Source organism: Streptomyces sp. NPDC021115 (assembly GCF_044333065.1).
Taxonomy (GTDB): domain Bacteria; phylum Actinomycetota; class Actinomycetes; order Streptomycetales; family Streptomycetaceae; genus Streptomyces.
On record NZ_JBIRQF010000025.1, the window covers coordinates 66,786 to 84,483 of the forward strand.

At 67.9% G+C, this 17,698-nt stretch carries 18 protein-coding genes and 1 pseudogene; 5 read left to right on the forward strand and 14 right to left on the reverse strand.

Annotation, left to right across the window (positions count from 1 at the left end; genetic code table 11):
• Nucleotides 1-217 precede the first annotated feature (217 nt).
• The 5 genes from ACH4TL_RS41385 to ACH4TL_RS41405 form a co-directional block, all read right to left on the reverse strand.
• The gene (locus ACH4TL_RS41385; protein WP_398329070.1) at nucleotides 218-1,468 is read right to left on the reverse strand and encodes an MFS transporter; all 1,251 of its coding nucleotides are present in this window, start codon (nucleotides 1,466-1,468) and stop codon (nucleotides 218-220) included.
• A 75-nt stretch (nucleotides 1,469-1,543) separates the two neighbouring features.
• Nucleotides 1,544-2,497, reverse strand: coding sequence for a fumarylacetoacetate hydrolase family protein (locus ACH4TL_RS41390; protein WP_398329073.1), 954 nt, complete (start codon nucleotides 2,495-2,497; stop codon nucleotides 1,544-1,546).
• Between the two features lie 91 nt (nucleotides 2,498-2,588).
• A complete protein-coding gene (locus ACH4TL_RS41395; protein WP_398329183.1) occupies nucleotides 2,589-3,527 on the reverse strand; it encodes a VOC family protein in 939 nt (312 codons plus the stop codon).
• A gap of 47 nt (nucleotides 3,528-3,574) precedes the next feature.
• Nucleotides 3,575-5,104 carry a bifunctional 3-(3-hydroxy-phenyl)propionate/3-hydroxycinnamic acid hydroxylase gene (locus ACH4TL_RS41400; RefSeq protein ID WP_398329076.1) on the reverse strand — a complete coding sequence of 510 codons (1,530 nt, stop codon included), beginning with the start codon at nucleotides 5,102-5,104 and terminating at the stop codon, nucleotides 3,575-3,577.
• 229 nt (nucleotides 5,105-5,333) lie between these two features.
• A complete protein-coding gene (locus ACH4TL_RS41405; RefSeq protein ID WP_398329079.1) occupies nucleotides 5,334-6,200 on the reverse strand; it encodes an ABC transporter substrate-binding protein in 867 nt (288 codons plus the stop codon).
• 362 nt (nucleotides 6,201-6,562) lie between these two features.
• On the opposite strand from ACH4TL_RS41405, the gene ACH4TL_RS41410 reads away from it, so the two are divergent.
• From ACH4TL_RS41410 to ACH4TL_RS41425, 4 genes and pseudogenes are all read left to right on the forward strand, one after another.
• Nucleotides 6,563-6,856 (forward strand): zinc-binding dehydrogenase, encoded by a 294-nt coding sequence (locus tag ACH4TL_RS41410; RefSeq protein ID WP_398329082.1) that lies wholly within the window; start codon nucleotides 6,563-6,565, stop codon nucleotides 6,854-6,856.
• A gap of 231 nt (nucleotides 6,857-7,087) precedes the next feature.
• Nucleotides 7,088-7,462: pseudogene (locus ACH4TL_RS41415) on the forward strand (LLM class flavin-dependent oxidoreductase); the annotation flags it as partial.
• 35 nt (nucleotides 7,463-7,497) lie between these two features.
• On the forward strand, nucleotides 7,498-8,118 hold the full coding sequence (locus ACH4TL_RS41420; RefSeq protein WP_398329197.1) for a hypothetical protein: 621 nt from the start codon (nucleotides 7,498-7,500) through the stop codon (nucleotides 8,116-8,118).
• Nucleotides 8,119-8,157: 39 nt separating this feature from the next.
• On the forward strand, nucleotides 8,158-8,451 hold the full coding sequence (locus ACH4TL_RS41425) for a putative quinol monooxygenase (RefSeq protein WP_398329085.1): 294 nt from the start codon (nucleotides 8,158-8,160) through the stop codon (nucleotides 8,449-8,451).
• Between the two features lie 133 nt (nucleotides 8,452-8,584).
• Here ACH4TL_RS41425 and ACH4TL_RS41430 read toward each other — a convergent pair whose 3' ends face one another.
• The 3 genes from ACH4TL_RS41430 to ACH4TL_RS41440 are packed head-to-tail and all read right to left on the reverse strand — an operon-like array spanning nucleotide 8,585 to nucleotide 12,270.
• On the reverse strand, nucleotides 8,585-9,445 hold the full coding sequence (locus ACH4TL_RS41430) for a lipocalin-like domain-containing protein (protein ID WP_398329088.1): 861 nt from the start codon (nucleotides 9,443-9,445) through the stop codon (nucleotides 8,585-8,587).
• A gap of 49 nt (nucleotides 9,446-9,494) precedes the next feature.
• Nucleotides 9,495-10,712: an FAD-dependent monooxygenase gene (locus ACH4TL_RS41435; protein ID WP_398329091.1), complete on the reverse strand. Its 1,218-nt coding sequence runs from the start codon at nucleotides 10,710-10,712 to the stop codon at nucleotides 9,495-9,497.
• Between the two features lie 37 nt (nucleotides 10,713-10,749).
• On the reverse strand, nucleotides 10,750-12,270 hold the full coding sequence (locus ACH4TL_RS41440) for an MFS transporter (RefSeq protein ID WP_398329094.1): 1,521 nt from the start codon (nucleotides 12,268-12,270) through the stop codon (nucleotides 10,750-10,752).
• Nucleotides 12,271-12,380: 110 nt separating this feature from the next.
• On the opposite strand from ACH4TL_RS41440, the gene ACH4TL_RS41445 reads away from it, so the two are divergent.
• Nucleotides 12,381-13,037 (forward strand): TetR/AcrR family transcriptional regulator, encoded by a 657-nt coding sequence (locus ACH4TL_RS41445; RefSeq protein ID WP_398329097.1) that lies wholly within the window; start codon nucleotides 12,381-12,383, stop codon nucleotides 13,035-13,037.
• A gap of 68 nt (nucleotides 13,038-13,105) precedes the next feature.
• Here ACH4TL_RS41445 and ACH4TL_RS41450 read toward each other — a convergent pair whose 3' ends face one another.
• The 6 genes from ACH4TL_RS41450 to ACH4TL_RS41475 all read right to left on the reverse strand — a co-directional run bounded on the left by ACH4TL_RS41450 (nucleotide 13,106) and on the right by ACH4TL_RS41475 (nucleotide 17,695).
• A complete protein-coding gene (locus ACH4TL_RS41450) occupies nucleotides 13,106-13,375 on the reverse strand; it encodes a hypothetical protein (protein ID WP_398329100.1) in 270 nt (89 codons plus the stop codon).
• 12 nt (nucleotides 13,376-13,387) lie between these two features.
• On the reverse strand, nucleotides 13,388-13,921 hold the full coding sequence (locus ACH4TL_RS41455; RefSeq protein WP_398329103.1) for an aromatic-ring-hydroxylating dioxygenase subunit beta: 534 nt from the start codon (nucleotides 13,919-13,921) through the stop codon (nucleotides 13,388-13,390).
• 32 nt (nucleotides 13,922-13,953) lie between these two features.
• Nucleotides 13,954-15,348, reverse strand: a complete 1,395-nt coding sequence (locus ACH4TL_RS41460; RefSeq protein ID WP_398329106.1) for a Rieske 2Fe-2S domain-containing protein — start codon at nucleotides 15,346-15,348, stop codon at nucleotides 13,954-13,956.
• A gap of 38 nt (nucleotides 15,349-15,386) precedes the next feature.
• On the reverse strand, nucleotides 15,387-16,619 hold the full coding sequence (locus ACH4TL_RS41465; RefSeq protein ID WP_398329109.1) for an NAD(P)/FAD-dependent oxidoreductase: 1,233 nt from the start codon (nucleotides 16,617-16,619) through the stop codon (nucleotides 15,387-15,389).
• 2 nt (nucleotides 16,620-16,621) lie between these two features.
• Nucleotides 16,622-16,813 carry a ferredoxin gene (locus ACH4TL_RS41470; RefSeq protein WP_398329112.1) on the reverse strand — a complete coding sequence of 64 codons (192 nt, stop codon included), beginning with the start codon at nucleotides 16,811-16,813 and terminating at the stop codon, nucleotides 16,622-16,624.
• A 153-nt stretch (nucleotides 16,814-16,966) separates the two neighbouring features.
• Nucleotides 16,967-17,695 carry a response regulator gene (locus tag ACH4TL_RS41475; RefSeq protein ID WP_398329115.1) on the reverse strand — a complete coding sequence of 243 codons (729 nt, stop codon included), beginning with the start codon at nucleotides 17,693-17,695 and terminating at the stop codon, nucleotides 16,967-16,969.
• Between the last annotated feature and the right edge of the window lie 3 nt (nucleotides 17,696-17,698).

Consider the following 17,698-nt stretch of genomic DNA (forward strand, 5'->3'; position numbering starts at 1 on the left):
GCAGGCTGGTTGCCGCCCTCCCGGACGAGGGCAGTTCCTCGAGGCCACACGCTGGGCGGGGGACCGGGCCGCCGACGATGCCTCTCTGCCGATCGACGGTGTGATGCGGGTGGCCGCCGACGACTCGCCCGTCATCCGCGGCCTTCCTCCTTGCTGGAGCTCATGGAGAAGGTTCCGACGATCGTCTGGCCTCGATATGGACCGCGCAGGGCCCACGTCACGCCGGCAGCGAGGGCCTCCGCCGGGGAGGGATGTGCGCCGGACGGCGGCGGTCGGCGCGTCGACCGAGCGCCCAGGCGATCACCGTGCACACGCCAAGTGCCAGACCGAGGACGCATACGCCGGTCCACGCCCCGGCTCCGTAGGCCGCGCTGGTGAGCCCGGAGCCGACGGCCCCTCCGACGAAGTATGCCGTCATGTAGGCGGAGTTGACGCGACTCGGCGCATCGGTCGCCAGCTGGTAGATGCGGCTCTGGTTGGTGACCTGAAGCGCCTGTACGGCCAGGGTGAAGGTCGCGGCACCGATGATGACAGGCGCGATGCGGTGACTGCCGAAGAACAGAACCACCCACGACAGAGCGAGCACGAGGCAGCTGAGTGTGGTCATCAGGCTGCCGTGGCCCCGATCGGCGAGCATACCCACGAGCCGAGCGGCCAGGCTGCCGATCGCGCCAAGCAACCCGAACAGGCCGATAGTGCCAACCGAGTAGTGGTAAGGGGGTCCGCTGAGGAGCATCGTCAGGGCGGTCCACAGTACCGAGAAGCCGGCGAAACTGAGGCCCCCGATCAACATCCGCACCCGCAATGCCGGCTCACTGGCCACGATCCGGACCGTGGAGACCAGAAGTGCGCCGTAGCCGAGGCGCACGGTGGGGGCGACCACAGGCATGCGCAGCCGCAGGACCAGGGCGAGCAGGGCCATCGCCACGGCAGCCACCCCGTAGACGGTGCGCCAACCGGCGAGATCGGCCAGGTACCCGGCCACGGTGCGGGCGAGCACCGAGCCCAGCAACAGCCCCATCGAGAGGGTGCCGACCACCCGGCCGCGGTGCTGTACCGGCGCAAGCTCGGTCGCGAACGGGATCAGCACCTGCGCAGTGGATGCCCCCGCCCCCGCGGCGGCGGCAGCAGCCAGGAACAGCGGTGTGGAAGTGGCGATTGCCATCACGCCCAGCGAGACCGCCGTCGCCAGCGACATCAGCGGCACGAACTTCGCACGGTTGACGAGGTCACCGAGCGGCAGCAGGAACAGCAGTCCCGCCGCGTAGCCCACCTGCGTCAGCGTGACCAGGAGCGCCGCGGTGGACGGCGATGTGTGCAGCCCGTGCGCGATGGCGTCGAGCAGCGGCTGCCCGTAGTAGAGGTTGGCCACGCACAAACCCGTGGCCGTGGCTAGCAGTCCGACGAGCCCGCCTCCCATCTGTGTGCTGTGCTGCTGATGGGAGTCCGCCTGGACACCGGCAGACATGGTTCTCCTCTGGAGTCGGGGTGGTAGCCGTCGGGCTCATCACACCAGCGATGAGCCCGACGGGCCGGAATACCGCTACTTGCAGAGCGTGCGCTGGGTGCCGAGCCCGGTGATCTCGCACTCCATCACGTCCCCCGGCCGCAGGAAGCGGCCGTAGTGCGAGCCGTTCCCCTGCGGCGAGCCGGTGATGAGCATGTCGCCCGGCTGAAGGACCATGCGGTGCGAGGCGTACGAGATCAGGGCGGGGATGTCGAAGATCATGTCACCCGTGTTGCCCTTCTGCATGACCTCTCCGTTGAGCCGCAGCGTGATGTCCAGGTCGTGTGGATCGGGCACGAAGCGCGCCGGGACGACGTAGGGGCCCGTGGGATAGAAGCCGGGCTGGTTCTTCGAGCGCATCCAGTCGGTGCCCATCATCGGGATATCCGGGCGAGGCACCAGGCTGCGCGTCGTCAGGTCGTTGCAGATGGTGTACCCGGCGACGACGGACATGGCCTCCTCGCGGCTCACGTCGCGCGCCTCGTGCCCGATGATCACGCCCAGTTCGAGCTCCCAGTCGTGGTTCTCGCCGAGGGAGGGGAGGACGAGGTGGTCGTACGGGCCGTTGATCGCGGATGGGGCCCCGATCCAGACGTACGGTTCCCCGTTCGCGCGGCGTTCGTCGATCTCCCGTGCAGCCTGCTCGCGCAGTTCGTCCTCCGTGGCGTCCGCCTTGCCGAGGCGGTGCGCGACCGTGATCTGGATGACGTGCTCGCGGTAGTTGGCTCCGGCGGCGATGATCTGGCCGGGCGGCTGCACAGGGGGAAGGACCCGCAGGTCGCCGACCGGCAGCCCCATTCCCTGGGGCTCGTCCGCGAGGGCCTGCAGTGCCTCGAGCGAGGCGTTCCAGTCGGCCAGCAGGTCCCGAGTGCCGGCGGCCTCGGGAAGGGCGGTCCGGGTGTTGTACACCCTGCCGTCCACGACGATGCCGGGGAACGGACTGCCGGATTCTCCGGCGAACGTTCCCAGCGAGAAGGGCGTGTTGCTCATGGTTTCCTCGTAATCTCCGGTGAAAGCGGCCGAACGCGGCGGGTGGAGCGGGCTGTCCTAACCGTGAGCAGCACAGCCCGCTCCCCAGGACTCACACGGGGGGTGCGGCGAAGAGTCCGCGGTCGGGGTCGTTGAACATCTCCCGGGAGACGAAGTCGTTCATCGGGTTCGACGTCCCCCACTGATCCGAGGTCTCCGGGTCCTCCGTGGAATACAAATGCGGATGCCAGGAGTCCTCGTCCAGCGTCTCCAGTTCCGTCGTGTACTCCATCGTGTTCCCGTTCGGATCATGGAAGTACGTGAACGTGTTGTCCCCCGCCCGATGCCGCCCCGGCCCCCACACCTTGTGGACCCCGTCCCGCATCAGCCGGCCACTGCCCCGCATGTACTCATCCAGCCCCCGCATCTCGAACGACGCATGATGCAACGACACATGCGGACACCGCGCGATCGCCATGCTGTGATGCTGCGGATTGCACCGCAGAAACCACATGATCCCGCCCAGCCGGGGATGCACATTCGTGTCCGTCAGCCGGAAATCCAGGTACCTCTCGTACCACGCCAGCAGCTTCTCCGGCTCCGGCGAGTTCAACACCACGTGCGACAGCCGAACCGGAATGTCCTCACGCTCCTCGATCCGCCGGTGCTGCCGCGCCGCCACCCCGGCCGACACCTCGACCGTGCGGCCCTCCACATCGAAGAACCGGAAACCGTACCCCCCACCGGGCGTCTGCAGCACGTCCGGCTCCCCCACGAGGCGCACCCCGTCCGATGCCAGCCGCTCCGCCAGCGCATCCACCGACTCCCGGTCCGCGGCCCCGTAGGACACCAGATCCAGCCGCTTCTCCTGCGACCGCCGCACCCGGATCACATACTGCTCCGGCGACCCCTCGGCCGCGAAATACGTGACATCCCCATCGGAACCGACCTTCGTCAGCCCCCACTTCTCCTCATAGAAGGCAACCTGCTTCTCATAATCCTGAACGGCGATATCCACATGCCGCAGATGAGTAATCGGACGATCACGCATGACAAACTCCCGCATCGGTAAAAGGTTTGCTGCTGCGCAGCTCAGCGCTACGCGACGGTCTCTTCTGTCCGCGTCATCTCGCGACGGGATTCGCGCCCGTTCCCGAGGGGAAGCAGGTCGAGCAGTCCTTCGACCTCGGCGGGCGTCCGCGCCGTCCCCAGCACATAACGATCGGGACGCACCAGCACGGCCGACGACTCGACCACATCAAGCAGTTCACGGATGTGCCGCGGAGAGCTCAGAACAGCGATCTCCGGCTCGTCCTCCAGGGCCGTACGTACCGAAGCGGGCAGTCCGGCCAGCAGTTCGGACGTCACGGCGAGCAGGAATCGGCGTCCGACGATGTCGTCGAGACGCTGCCCGTCGGGCAACATCGGCTGCGCCGAGATCCGTCCGGCGTGCGGGTCGGCCTGGCCGAGGTGCAGTCCCGGACCAAGCGCGGGCGCCGGCGGCGGGCACACGGTCTCGGGATGGGCGCGGCAATGAGCGTCCCGCCGGGCGGCGATCGCGGGGTCGGTGGTCTGGACGAGATTGGCCATCGTCGCCGCCTCGTTGACCCAGTACCAGGCATGAGGCCGACGCTCGGACTCATACGTGTCGAGCAGGGACTCAGGCGCTCTCCCCTGGGCAACGAGACGGATCTTCCAGGCCAGATTGGCCACGTCCCGCATACCCGCGCACAGCCCCTGGCCGAACAGGGGCGGTGCCTGGTGCGCCGCGTCTCCCGCGAGGAACACGTTGCCGATCCGCCATGTGTCGGCGACGCGGGCCCGGAAGGTGTAGATGGAGCGGCGATCGGGCGTGAAGTTCTCAGGCGTGAGGAGGCCTTTGCTGAGCCGGGCGATGCCCTCGGAGGTGATGATCTCGTCCGGGTCGTCGTCCGGGAGAACTTTGAGCTCGATGCGCGCCCGGTCACCTGGCAGCCTGAGCCAGAGCGCGGGACGGCTGTGGCGGCCGAGGGCCACCATGTCGCCCTCGATGTCAGCCGTTCCATGCAGGTGTCCATCGACGACAAGCCACGGGTCGTCGACGCCGAGATTCTCAAGGGAAATCCCGAACGCCTCGCGGACCGTGGAGTTGGCGCCGTCGCAGGCGATTACCCAGCGTGCCGTGAGTGTTCGCTGCGTCCCCTCCGGTGTCTCGACTCGGCAGTGGACTCCCTCGGTGCCCTCCTCGATCCCCAACAACTTGGTACCAAGGCGCAGTTCAACACTGGGGAGCCGCTCGACCTCCGCGCGCAGAAGTGCGTCGATCTCCGGCTGATGGAACAGATTCTCCCCAGGCCATGCCTGGGGCCCCCACTCCCCCGTGACATGGGACAAGAGCGTCTCGCCGGCTTCGTTCTCCATGCGGTAGTGGCGCATGGGAGTGGTCAGGTCGGAGACCTGCGAGGCCAGTCCTATCGGCTGGAAGGAGCGCATGGCCTCGGCGTCGAAGTGCACGGCACGCGCCTGCTTCCACATCTCCGGCCACTGCTCGATACCCACCGCTTGCACGCCGGCGTGGCCCAGATCCACCAGGGTCTTCACCCCAACCGGTCCGCCACCGACGACCAGGACTTCGAAATCTCGGGACATCAAAACTCTCTCTAGGACTCACGTACTCGGCCATACCGCTTTTCACTTGTGCACTCCGCGCGCGGACCTGCCGGTCCAACGCAACCGGATGTGCGCCCCTCCCCGGAGCCTGCTTCGATGCAGCCGGGGTGCGTCGCTCGCGATGGGGTGTGCGGCGCACAATCTCGCGCTCGCCTTCGCGCCATCGGCACGCCCCCAATCCCGGCATGGGCCTGGAACAGGCAAGCAGTCATGGACCCAGCTCCAGACCGAGCGGACCGCTGTCGTACAGGTCCTCCACCCTCGGCGCGGGATCGGGCAACATGCCCAGCTCCCGCCGCATCGACACGATCCGCTCCAGCCCAGTACGAACAGGAACCAGCGACACCGGACACGTACGCAACGCCGCCTGAGCCGCCCCGGCCCCGTAGCCACCCCGCGCCAGCACCTCCAGCGCCTGCTCCCGCGGAGCACCGGACAACCACCTGCGGGCCGCCTCCAACGCCCCGAGATAGCGCGACAGCTTTTCCCCGTCGTGCAGTGCGGCGGTCCCGGCCACCACACCCTGCCCGGGAAAGTCGGGTACCTCTTCCACCACCGAGATCAGCTGCACCAGCCCCTCCCGGATAGCCAGTTCATCCAGGGGCGGGCCCAACAAGGTGGCGTCCACGGTCCCCTCGCGCAGGGCCTCGAAGCGCTCACGCACCCCGCCCACCGGCACCCACTCGCAATCGGCGGACTCCAATCCGCGCCGGGTCAGAAGCCGGCGGAGCACCACTGCGAAACCGTTGTCCACGGCGTCGACCCCCAACCTCGAGCCCCGCAAGTCCTGAACCTTCTCCATCGAGGACCGCGCCACCAGCCGAAGCGGCGTCGTCGACTCCACCTGCGCCACCACGCGCAGCTTCCCACCACCCCGGTTCCACACCACCAAGTTGTCCACGGCCGTCACACCCACATCGACCTCCCCGCCGACCAGCCGATCCCGCTGATCCGACGACGACTCGATCAACACCGTCTCGACCTCGACACCGGCATCAGCGAACAACCCCAGCTCATCGGCCACGACGCTGACAGCAGGCGGAACGAACACCGCCTGTCGCAAACACACCGTCATCCGGCGCTCCTCTCCTCCGCGAGGTGCATCCACAGTAGCATCCGATACGAAACGTATCGCATCACTAGGGGGGTCAACTCTGCACTCCCTCACGGCCAATCACCCATAGGACGCCCTTCGTATCGCAACGCCTAGTCGACTTGCACTCGATATTCGATACGACACGTTTCGTTTGTAATAACTATGCTGGCATGGTCGCCCTCGGAGGCGCTCCCCCGGTGAGCGGAGGGGACCCAGTCCGGTTGTGATCGAGGACACGCCCCGACCGGCGAGAAGGGCACGGCGAAGGCGAGGGATCTGCGGTGTCATCGGCGATCTGCTCTGTGACCGCCTGCATCAGCGGGCCGCCGTCGGCATGCGCCGTGTCCGACGAGGCCAAGTCCGCCGCCGCGCTCGCTGCCGGCGCAGAGCAGGTCGTCGCCGGCTACGGCCACCTCCCCGCCTCGGCCGCGGACTTCACCGATGTCCGTGGCCTGGACGTGATCTACGACAGCGTGGGCGGCCCGCGCTTCCCCTCGGTGCTCACCTGTGCCCGTCGACGGGGCACCGTCGTGCTGTACGGCAGCTCCGGCGGCCAGACACCCCGCTGGACACCAATGAGCTCGCCAACGCTGGGTCCCTGTTCCTCACACGGCCGCGGCTCGTGGACTTCCTGACCACTCGTAGAGAATTCCTTGAACGCGCCGACCAGTTGTTCCGCTGGCTCGCCGAGGGAACCATCGACGGGTACACCTCTCCGCGAGTTTCGCCCTGCCCGATGCCGCCCTTGCCCACCAGGCTCTCGAGTCGCGGATCACTTACGGGAAAGCTCGTGCTCCATGGGTGAGCGCACGTTGGACGAGCTCGGCTTCTACCTGTTGTCCGGCGCTTCTGCGGACCCGGCGGCCATGATCGGTGAGGCGCATCAGGGCGAAGAACTCGGCCTCGGGACCGCGTTCCTCGCCGAACGGTGGCGGATGGACGCGGAGGCCGCCACGCTCGCGGGAGCCGCCTGCGCCGTCACCTCTCGCCTCCACATCGGCACCGCCGCCACCAACCACCACCTGCGCCACCCCGTCATCAACGCGTCCTGGGCCGCCACCCTGCACCGCCTGTCCGAGGGACGGTTCATGCTGGGCATCGGCCCCGGGGTCTCCTCGTTGTACCGGGCCTTCGGCCTGCCGCCGGTGACCACCGCACAGATGCGCGACTGGGCGCAACTCGTCCGCCGCCTGACCAGCGGCGAGGTGATCCGTGACACCACAGCGGCCCGGCGGGGCACTACCCGCTCCTGCGCATCGACTCCACACCGGCGGCCGTGCCACTCGGCATCGTCGCCTTCCACCATGAGGACCTGGTGCTCGGCGGCCAGGTCTTCGACGACGTCGTCCTGCACACCTTTCTGTCCGAAATTGCGCTGCGCAAGGCGGTGTCCACGGTCAAGGACTCGGCGGAGTCCGCAGGTCGGGACCCGTCATCGGTCCGGGTCTGGTCGTGCCTGGTGACGGCGGGCGACCATCTCCCGGAGAACGTCCGGCTACGCAAGACCGTCGCCCGCCTCGCCAACTACCTGCAGTACCTTGGCGACGACCTCGTCACCGCCAACGGCTGGGACCCCGCGGCGTTACGCCGTTTCCGGGCCGACCCGGTCGTCTCGTCCTTCACCGAGCCGCTCGTGGCCACGGCGACGCCGGACCAACTGCTGCACATCGCCGGACTGTTGCCTCAGGAGTGGATGGAAACCTCCACGCTCGGCTCGTCGGCGCAGTGTGCGGCCCGCTCCGTGCGACCTTCGACGCCGGCGCGGACCGGGTCATCCTGCAAAACGCCACTCCGGACGAACTCGCCCCGTCCTGGACGCCTACGCGTCGTCCGGGTGAGTAGCCCGGCTCGTCGGAAGTACCCGCCGGCCCCCACGCCCCCATGTGCGTCGCCGTAACCGTCGTCGCACTGCATACGAAAAACCGAGGAGTCCCCCATGGCCATCGCAATCTCCGCCGTCTGGACCGCCCACCCTGGTAAGGAGGATGCCATCCGTGCCGCCCTCGCCGAGTTGGTCCCGGCCACTCGCACCGAACCTGGGTGCCGGTCGTACATCATCCATCAGGACCTGCAGCAGCCCGCAGCCTTCAGGTTCTTCGAGGTCTACGACGACGAGGACGCACTGAAGGCGCACGCCGAATCCGAGCACTTCGCGAAGTTTGCTGTGGGCCAGACGGCTCCGGCGCTGGCGGACCGCTCGCACGAATCCACTGTCGTGCTCGATTTCTGACCGCCCTGTCGCGACCGTCCGGGACTCCGGATGTGTCCGACGACATCAAGACACTCCTCCCGCCGGACGTCCTACGGCCCCGCAACCTGCCTGCGGGGTCGTATCCTCTGGCCTGGACGTCAACTGCCGAGCCTCAGGCGGGAGCTTGGCTGACGATGTCCACGTAGCCGTGTCCGACGATGTCCTCACCTGCGAACGTTCCCATGACCTCGCACACCCCGGCGTAGAGCCCGTCGTTGGAGTCGGGCAGCCCACGATGGTCGATCTCAAGTGCACCTTCGAAGCGCGGAACGGTCAGCGTCCAGCCTCCGTTGCGCTCGATGCGGTGGGCTCGGGTGATGGTGTGCGTGCCATCGGCGGCGAGTTCGGTGAGCCAGGAGGTGCCATCTCCGGTGGTGTCCCAGACGCTGAGATAGCGGCCGCCTCCGAGGTCGAGTCCGAGCCAGGTGAAGCGCGGGGGTTCGGTGCCGGGCGTGCCCCACTGGCGGTCGAACCAGGTGCGTCCGCGGACCTCGTACGTGGTGCCGTCGGCGGTGAGGGTGCCGGAGGTGGTGAGGCCAGGGAGGGAGTACTGGCCGGTGGTGCCGCCAAAGAAGGGGAAGAGGCCGGAGCCTCCGTTGTAGAGCACGGGTTCGTCCCGCCGCAGGGTCAGCTGGAGCGAGCCGGTGTCGGTGGCACCGGTGATCGCGATGGCGTCCAGGTCGCCCCGTATGTCCAGGATCGGAGTCCGGATGTCGAGGATGCTGGTCGCGAGCGTCACCTCGTCGGGGCTGTCGGTCGACTGCTGGCGGCTGGAATGACCGCCCGGCTCCCGCATCAGGGCGACGGTGCTGTGGGCGGTGCCCTGTACGGTCATCGCGTGGATCTTCGCCCAGAAGACGGTGTCCGCGGCCTTGAGGCGTGCGGTGAACCACCAGGAGTCCATCACCCGGGCGGGGTCGGCAGGGAGTTGGTCGACGGCGGCGACCAGAGTGGGGTGGTGCGTCGTGGTCATCGTGGCTCCTTCGGTGGGAATGCAGGCATGCGACGCATGGTCCCCGCGGTCAGGCGGCGGCGATGTCGATCGACTTCTCCTCGAAGCGCTTGGCCATCAGGGCCGACACGGCCTTCTTGCCTGCGCGGTTGGCCATCACCTTCTGCATGGCGGTGCGCATGACCTTCTCTCGGGAGGTCTGGGGGACGAACATCGTCAGCCCCTGGGTCCGGCCGGACTTCTGCTGGATGTCCATGAAGGGGCGCAGCCTCTGGTCCCATTCACGCAGAGCACGGGGAATATTGCCGGGGTTGCGCTGGAGGAGGGTGCCCAGGAGGTCGGCGCCGGCCAGGGCGGTGGAAGCGCCCATGCCGGAGTAGAGGGTCAGGCACCAGGCGGAGTCGCCGAGGAGAACGACCCGATCGCTGTGCCAAGTGTCCATCTCGACCTGGTGGACGGAGTCGAAGAGGTAGTCGTCGGCCTGCTCGAACTGCTGCAAGAGGTGTTTCAGGACGGGCCCTGTCGGCTCCGGGCCGAAGGCGCGGCGCAGGGACTCGATGGGCGGGCGACGGAACTGGGCGTCCTCATCGTGGGTGCGGTAGTTGAACAGCAGACCGGGCTGGTGGTCGGCGAAGGGGAAGGTCCACACCGAGCGGCCGGGTTCGGCCAGGACGACGCCGTCCTGGGGACGGAAACCGGGCACCGGCTCCTTCATGACGGTGGCGGCGATGATGTGGTTGAGCGGGCGCATGAACTGGGCGTCGGGCCCGAAGGCCAGGCGACGCACAGTGGAGCGCAGTCCGTCGGCGCCGATGACGAGGTCGAAGCGTTCGGTGGTTTCGGTGGACTGCTCTCCCGCCTTGCTGCGCAGGGTGACGTCGACGCCGTCAGGGTGTTCGTCGGTGGCGACGGGTGTCGTGCCGTACCGGATCTCGGTGCAGGGCGCGACGGTGTCGTACAGCGCGGCCTCGATGTCACCGCGGAGGATGAGGCGGGGGGCGCCGGGCAGGTCGCCGTAGCCCATGCCGGGACGCCGGCGGCCGTCCCGTTCGACGTCGTAGGTGACGCTGGTCGTGTCGGCACGGTCGCCGATGGCGTCGAGGACGCCCATCCGCTGGGCGGTGGCGCGGCCGGTCTCGAAGAGTCCGACGAAGTATCCGGCGGGGCGGCGTGCGGGGGCGCGCTCCACAATGACGGGCTCCCAGCCGACCTCGTGCAGGCGCATCGCGGTGGCGAGGCCGCCGATGCCCATGCCCACGACGAGGGCTCGGGGAGTGTGTGCGTTCATGGCCGGCTTTCCTTTGCGTACGTGGCGGGGGCGGCGGTCACATGTGGACGGTGGGTGCGGCGTCCGGGTCCTGCTCGGTGGCGCCGCGGCGGAACATCAGGCCGCAGACGACCGCGCCGACGGCGAAGAAGATCGCGGACCACATGTAGGCGGTGGAGTAGCTCTCCAGCGCGGAGTGGGTGACCACGTCCGGGGTGGGCGTCTTGCCGGCCATGTAGTCCGTGGCGGCGCTCGCGGCCAGGGTGCTCAGCAGGGCGGTGCCGATCGAGCCGCCGACCTGCTGCATGGTGTTGACGCTGGCGGAGCCGACACCGGCGTCGGCCGGGTCGATCCCGGCGGTGGCGGTGGACATGGCCAGGGACATCACCAGGCCGAGGCCCAGGGCGAAGACGAGCAGCGGCGGCATGACGTGCGCGAGGTACGTGGAGTCGGCGTCCAGGCCGGTCATCCACAGCAGCCCCACCGCGGACAGCGCCATGCCGAGCGGCACGATCGGCTTGGGTCCAACGCGCGGGGCAAGGACGGTGGTAGCAAGGGTCGAGGCGATCATGACCACGGCGATCATGGGCAAGAAGGCCAGACCGGTCTCCATCGGCGAGTAGCCCAGGATCTGCTGCAGGTAGTACGTCAGGAACAGGTTGACGCCGAACATGCCGGCCGCCGAGACGAACATGGCGATGGAGGCGGCGCCCCGGTCACGGTCACGCAGGATCCGCAGCGGAAGCAGCGGGTGCTCCACCCGGTTCTGCAGCCACACGAACACAGCGATCAGCACCGCACCCGCGGCCAGGAATCCCCAGGTGCCGACGGAGCTCCAGCCGTCGTGCTCGGCGTTGGAGAACCCGTAGACCAGGGCGAACAGGCCGGCGGTGACCATGATGGTGCCGGGCACGTCGATCTTCACGTGCGGGTCGCGACCCTGCCTGGGCAGGAACCCCAGGGCACCGACCAGCGCGATGACGGCGAAGATCAGGTTCACGTACAGCGTCCAGCGCCAGTCGAAGTGCTCGGTGAGGAAGCCGCCGAGCAGCAGCCCCACGCCACCGCCCGCACCGGCGACGGCACCGTAGATACCGAATGCCTTCGCACGCTCCTTGGCATCGGTGAACGTCGTCGTCAGCAGCGACAGCGCGGTGGGCGCGAGCAGCGCGCCAAAGGCACCCTGCAGGGCCCGCCCGGCCACCAGGATCTCGAAGCCAGAGGCGGCACCGGCCAGCGCGGAGGCGCCGGCGAAGCCGACCAGCCCGATGATCAGAGCCCGCTTGCGGCCGATGAGGTCCGCGATGCGCCCGCCGATGAGGAGCAGGCTGCCGAAGGCCAGTGAGTAGGCGGTGACGACCCACTGACGGTCACCGTCCGAGAAGCCCAGGTCCGCCTGGGCCGAGGGCAGGGCGATGTTCACGATAGTGGCGTCGAGGACCACCATCAGCTGGGCCACCGCGATGACCGCCAGGATCAGCCAGCGGTGCCGGTGTCGGCGATCGGCGTTCCGGTCGGCGGCCCGTCCGGTCGCCGGGTCCGGCTGAGGCGGGTTCGCCTCCTGAGTGAGTGCGCTCATCGGTGTCTCCGAACACGAAAATCCAAGTGGAGATGTCTTCTCCGCTTACTGCGTCCACCGTAGCAGCAAATCGGAGAAGCCATCTCCACTTACCTGGGTACAGTGGGATCATGAGCCGTAGAACCCTCCCCGGAACCCCACAGAAACGCCCCCTGCGGGCGGACGCGGAACGCAACAGGCAGCGCCTTATCACCGCAGGTCAGGAGCTGTTTTCCAAGCGCGGCCTGAACGTCACCCTCGACGACATCGCCCGCCACGCGGGCGTCGGCGTCGGCACCGCATACCGCCGCTTCGCAAGCCGCGAGGAACTCATCGACGCCGTCTTCGAAGACGCATTGCAGCACCTGATCGACCTCACAGAAGCCGCCCTGGCCCATGAGGACCCCTGGGAGGGGCTCGTGCAGATCTTCGCCGCCGCCGGCCAGGACTTCGCCCACAGCCGCGGACTGCGCGAGGTGCTCCTCGAGAGTGCGCAAGGCAAGGCCCGGTCCAACGCGCTCCACGAACGCCTCACCCCCAACCTCCGCGCCATCCTCACGCGCGCCCAGGAGGCCGGCCGGCTGCGCGACGACATCGAGCCGACCGACTTCCCCCTCATCCAGCTCATGCTCGGGGCAGTCACCCAGCACAGCCAGGCGGTCGCGCCCGATCTGTGGAAGCGCTACCTCACCCTCATCCTGGACGGCCTGCGCAACGACCGGGACGACGCGACACCCCTGCCCTGCCCCGCACTCACCCCGGAGGAATTCGACCGGACCATGCGATGACCGGGCCGACCACGCCTTCGGCCGTGCATCGATGTCGATACGCGGCCGAAGCTCCCCTGCCCGCTCGGTCAAGGCATGCGCGACTCGTCTTCTCCGCGGTCACGCCCGATCGAGGCCCGCAGGAAGCCGGAGAACGTCTCTGGTGTCTGCCAGGTCAGGCTCTCGAGCTCCACAGCGTCGAGCAGGATCCGGAGCCCACGCCGGGGGGCCACGATCTCCAGGCGTTCGCCGTTGCGCGTGTGCACCTTACGCAGACGGATGGTGGCGAACTCGTTGGAGATCTGGATCGATGTGCCGCTGTCGGATCCGTCCGCGGCGTTGTCTTCGTACGCTGTCATGTCAGGCCCGGCTCAGAGGAAGACGCCGAGATTGGCGGTACCGAGAATGGTGTGGTCGAGCAGGATGAGCCGGCTCCGCAGCCGCCACGCACCGTCTTCCACGCCGAGGACATCCTGACGCTCGCCGACGATAAGGTCGTACTCGGTGGTGTCCCCCTGGGAGCGGTACAGCGTGAGGTAGCTCTTCACCTCCGCAGTGTCCGGCCCGAGTTCCCGCACGCGTACGTTCGTCACCACCCGCCGTGTACGCGAGGGCGGGTCCTCCGCCCATGCGTGCTCGGTGAGGAGCCGGTTCACCCGCGTCCGCATGGTCCCGTACGTATCCATCATATGGAACCCGGTCGTGCTGAACTCCGCGTCACGCGACGTCCGCACCCGGGTGGTGCGGATCGGTATCCGGTACTCGAGCTCCTCGGACAGGCAGGTCTCGAACCAGCCGGAGTAGTCGGTATTGTCGAGCAACTCCGCCTCCCGGTAGAGAAATTGAATGCACGAGCGCTCCAACTCCACACTCGGGAGGGCCGTGATGGCCTGTTCCACCGTCATCGCATTCCCCTTCGTTCCCTGTCCCGCCGGGCTCACTGAGCCATCAGCCGGTCGGCCCACTGGTGCCACCAGCGCCGCTGGTTCATCTCACCCCACGGGGTGGTGCTGACGGTCCCGGGCCCGATCCAGTCCTCCCGGATCGCGTAGTCGCCCATGCCCTCCATACCCATCTGGTAGTTGAACTTCATGGTCTTGCGCGCGAAGACCGAGCGACCCGTGGGCGGTCCGCCGGCCCAGGCGACGGTGTCGTCCTGCTCGAAGATCCCTGAAGGGCCGAAGGAGCTGACGCCCGCACGGTATGCCGCATCGTTGAACTCCTTCGGAGCCGATTTCCACTCCAGGGACCAGTTCCACAGCTCGAAGTTCTCGGGTCCCTTCGGCTGCCACTGCCGCAGCAGCGTGAAGGTCGCCGGCGGCTTGCCCGGCTCCGTCGCGCCGAAGGAGCGGAAGAACGACAGGTTCGGGAAGATGGTGAATCCGACCACCCCGTGGTCGGCGTCGAGGAAGGCACGCTGGTCCGCGTCGAGTCCCTTGAGGTCGAACGTGGAGTGCACCTCGGGCGGGAAGCCCATGTACCCCAGCGGCTCGGGCATGGGCATGTGCGTGACGATGAGGCCGTGCCCGCCGTCGAGCGCCACGTGGAAGTTGCTGCCGACTCCCTTGGCCACGTCCCCGCCGAGGACCCCGATCTCCTCGAGCGACTGGTGCAGCGCGATCACGTGGTACGCGTCGCCGACGAAGTTGTCGGCGCCCGACTTCCAGTTGGACGGCACGGCCCACCGGTGCGGATCTCCCACCGTGGTCATGCCCTGTTCGTTGAGTCCGAGCAGCACGTCCAGGTACCAGCACATGTCACCCAGGTACTCGCGCAGCGAGACCGCGTCCGGGTCCAGGCAGGCGAAGATCAGCCCCTGGTAGGTGTCCACGTGCGGTGCCTTGCGCAGGCCCCAGTCGGCGCCGTCGAACATCCGGTAAGCGCGGGCGCGTTGGGGCGCGCCGTTCCAGTCGCCCGAGTTCTTGTAGATCCAGCCGTGGTACGGACACCGGAAGTGCGAGCTGTTGCCCTTCTCGGCCCGGCACACCGGAGAACCGCGATGCATGCAGCTGTTGAAGAGAAGCTGGATCTCGCCCTGTTCGTCCCGCACGAGGATGAACTGGTCCTCGCCCACGTACCGCAGGAGGTAGTCACCGTTGTTGGGGATCTCCGAAACATGGCCGACGAACACCCAGCATTTGGTGAAGATGCGGTCCAGCTCGACCTGGTGCAACTCGGGGTCGTTCAGCACCCTGGGCGACAGCATCCCTTGCGCCAGGTCGCTCTGGACCTCGGACAGGAATGTCTGCATCGATCCGTTCAGCGGACCGGGCCCCACCGTACCCGTGTGCCGCCCAGCACGCGTTTCGGGCTTCTCGTTCAGCTCGGTCATACCGTTTTCTCCAAGCCGGATATCTGTTTCGTCATGTCTCAATCTCCTGGCTGCGCGACCGGACGTGCCGCGAACCGAGCACCGGCCGGGCCTTCGGCGGCATCGTCCTGCGCCAGCCTGCGTCGGTACGTGACCATTCCTCGCGGTGAATCGACCGCGAGCACGCCGGCAGTCCGCTCGCCCCGTTCGTACAGCGCGACGAAGCGCCGCTGCGCGACCGAGCCCTCGACAATCCGGACCCGGTCGGACGGGTCCGGAACACCGGCGATCTGGAGCTTGACCCCGTGCTGGTCGGACCAGACGAAGGGCACCGGCGCGTAGCCACCGGACCGCGGGCCCTCAAGGATCGTCCGGGCGACGAAGGCACCCTGCTCGGTCGCGTTGGTCCAGTGCTCGATCCTCATCTCCCGTCCGAAGAGCGGATTGTGCCAGCGCGCCACGTCGCCCGCCGCGTACACACCGGGGACCGAGGTGGCACAGTGCTCGTCGCACAGGACCCCGTCGGCCACGCTCACGCCCGAGCCGGACAGCCAGTCGGTCACCGGCCGCGCCCCGATCCCGACAACCACGACGTCGGCGGGGACGACGCTGCCGTCCGTGAGGCGGACCCGCTCCACGCGCTCGTTGCCTTCCAGCCGCTCGACCGCCGCGCCACAGCGCAGCCGTACGCCCGCGTCCAGGGGAATGCCGGCGAGGTCGAGGGCCATCTCGTCGCCGAGCACCCGCGCCATCGGCGCCGCGAGTGGCTCGATCACCGTGACGTCGCATCCCAGGCCGCGGGCGGTCGAGGCCACCTCGCATCCGATGAAGCCGCCGCCGACGACGGCCACATGGGGCGAGCCGGCGAGCGCGGACCGGAGTGCGATGGCGTCATCGGCGGTACGCAGCACGTGGACGCCCGCGTAAGCCTCCCAGTCGGTCGGCACCCTGGCGGCGCTACCGGTCGCGATCACCAGGTCGTCGTAGCAGAGCTGTTCTCCGGTATCGAGCGCCAGCATCCGTCGGGCGGGGGCCAGGGCACTCGCCCGGCATCCGAGTCTCAGGTCCAGGTCGAGCGAATCCGCCTCATCGCGGGACAGCAACTGGATGCTGCTCAGGGACACTTCGCCCGCGAGAAGCTTCTTCGACAGTGGCGGCCGGTCGTAGGGCAGGCGCTCCTCAGCCCCCACGAGTACGACCTCGCCGTCGAAACCGCGGTCACGCAGAGCCCTTGCCGTGCGTACGCCGGCCAGTGAGGCACCGGCCACGACGACGCGTCGTTTGCGGGCCATCGTCAGCCCTCGAGGTGAAGCGCTCGTGCCGGACAGCCGAGCACGGCGTACTTCACTTGGTCACGCAGCTCCTCCGAGGGAGCGTCGACAAGGACCTTGACGATCCCGTCCTCGTCAAGATCAAAAACCCGCGGCTCGGCCACGACGCAATTGCCGTAGCTCTGGCATTTCCCCCGGTCCACCAATATCTGCATGCTTCCCATTCCTTGCCGTCGAGCGCGACTCTTGTGCAGGTTCCTGCGAAGCGCTCGAAACAAGACGACCACGGGAGGACCGACGCCGGCCAGATTCAAAAGGAGGGAACCATACCCTCCTTTGTGAGGGTTCACCTACTGGGAACACGGCGGTTACGCTCTTCCTGATCCTCGCTCAGGAAGTGACGCCAACCCCAGTTCACAGGCGCGGATCACCGCCACGAGCCTGGACGGGGCTTCCAGTTTGGTGAGCAGGCCCCGCACGTACCCCTTTACGGTCGTCTCGGAAAGGAAGAGCTCTCGGGCAATCGCGCGGTTCGAGTAGCCATGCGCAAGGAGCCTGAGTACGTCATGTTCGCGGTCCGTGAGAAATACCGCGCCTTTCGGCTGCTGCTCGCCGTCCGTCCGACCGGGCTGCGTGGCGTACCCCTGCGTCGCCTGACGCACGGCTTCAGCGACCAACGGCTTTGCTGCTTCACGACCGATCTGTCTGACGATCCGGGGGTCGGCCACAAACGCACCGGCGGCCATCGCCCGCAGCGCGGCGCCCAGGTGGACCTCCGACACGTCCTTGAGTAGGCATCCGTCCGCTCCCGCGTCGAGGCATGCGTGAATGACCGACACGTCGTCGACGGCGGTCACGAGGACGAGGACGCCTTCGGGAAGCAACTCGCGTAATGCACGGCACAGTTCGTCCGGTGGAGTGGGGCCGGGAATCCTGACATCCAGGAGCACCATCCCGGGACGCTCAAGTCGGCTGATATCGAGAGCGGCCGCCGCGTTGTCGGCCTCCAGGACCTCGCAGCCCCCGAAAGACTCGGTCACGACCACGCGCAGCCCTCGGCGCGCCACCGGCTGGTCGTCGACCAGGAGAATCTTCATCTC

Bases quoted from the DNA above. Each gene is read 5' to 3' on its own strand.
- ACH4TL_RS41385 (WP_398329070.1), bottom strand. From the start codon at position 1,468: ATGTCTGCCGGTGTCCAGGCGGACTCCCATCAGCAGCACAGCACACAG.
- ACH4TL_RS41390 (WP_398329073.1), bottom strand. From the start codon at position 2,497: ATGAGCAACACGCCCTTCTCGCTGGGAACGTTCGCCGGAGAATCCGGC.
- ACH4TL_RS41395 (WP_398329183.1), bottom strand. From the start codon at position 3,527: ATGCGTGATCGTCCGATTACTCATCTGCGGCATGTGGATATCGCCGTT.
- ACH4TL_RS41400 (WP_398329076.1), bottom strand. From the start codon at position 5,104: ATGTCCCGAGATTTCGAAGTCCTGGTCGTCGGTGGCGGACCGGTTGGG.
- ACH4TL_RS41405 (WP_398329079.1), bottom strand. From the start codon at position 6,200: ATGACGGTGTGTTTGCGACAGGCGGTGTTCGTTCCGCCTGCTGTCAGC.
- ACH4TL_RS41425 (WP_398329085.1), top strand. From the start codon at position 8,158: ATGGCCATCGCAATCTCCGCCGTCTGGACCGCCCACCCTGGTAAGGAG.
- ACH4TL_RS41430 (WP_398329088.1), bottom strand. From the start codon at position 9,445: ATGACCACGACGCACCACCCCACTCTGGTCGCCGCCGTCGACCAACTC.
- ACH4TL_RS41435 (WP_398329091.1), bottom strand. From the start codon at position 10,712: ATGAACGCACACACTCCCCGAGCCCTCGTCGTGGGCATGGGCATCGGC.
- ACH4TL_RS41440 (WP_398329094.1), bottom strand. From the start codon at position 12,270: ATGAGCGCACTCACTCAGGAGGCGAACCCGCCTCAGCCGGACCCGGCG.
- ACH4TL_RS41445 (WP_398329097.1), top strand. From the start codon at position 12,381: ATGAGCCGTAGAACCCTCCCCGGAACCCCACAGAAACGCCCCCTGCGG.
- ACH4TL_RS41450 (WP_398329100.1), bottom strand. From the start codon at position 13,375: ATGACAGCGTACGAAGACAACGCCGCGGACGGATCCGACAGCGGCACA.
- ACH4TL_RS41455 (WP_398329103.1), bottom strand. From the start codon at position 13,921: ATGACGGTGGAACAGGCCATCACGGCCCTCCCGAGTGTGGAGTTGGAG.
- ACH4TL_RS41460 (WP_398329106.1), bottom strand. From the start codon at position 15,348: ATGACCGAGCTGAACGAGAAGCCCGAAACGCGTGCTGGGCGGCACACG.
- ACH4TL_RS41465 (WP_398329109.1), bottom strand. From the start codon at position 16,619: ATGGCCCGCAAACGACGCGTCGTCGTGGCCGGTGCCTCACTGGCCGGC.
- ACH4TL_RS41470 (WP_398329112.1), bottom strand. From the start codon at position 16,813: ATGCAGATATTGGTGGACCGGGGGAAATGCCAGAGCTACGGCAATTGC.
- ACH4TL_RS41475 (WP_398329115.1), bottom strand. From the start codon at position 17,695: ATGAAGATTCTCCTGGTCGACGACCAGCCGGTGGCGCGCCGAGGGCTG.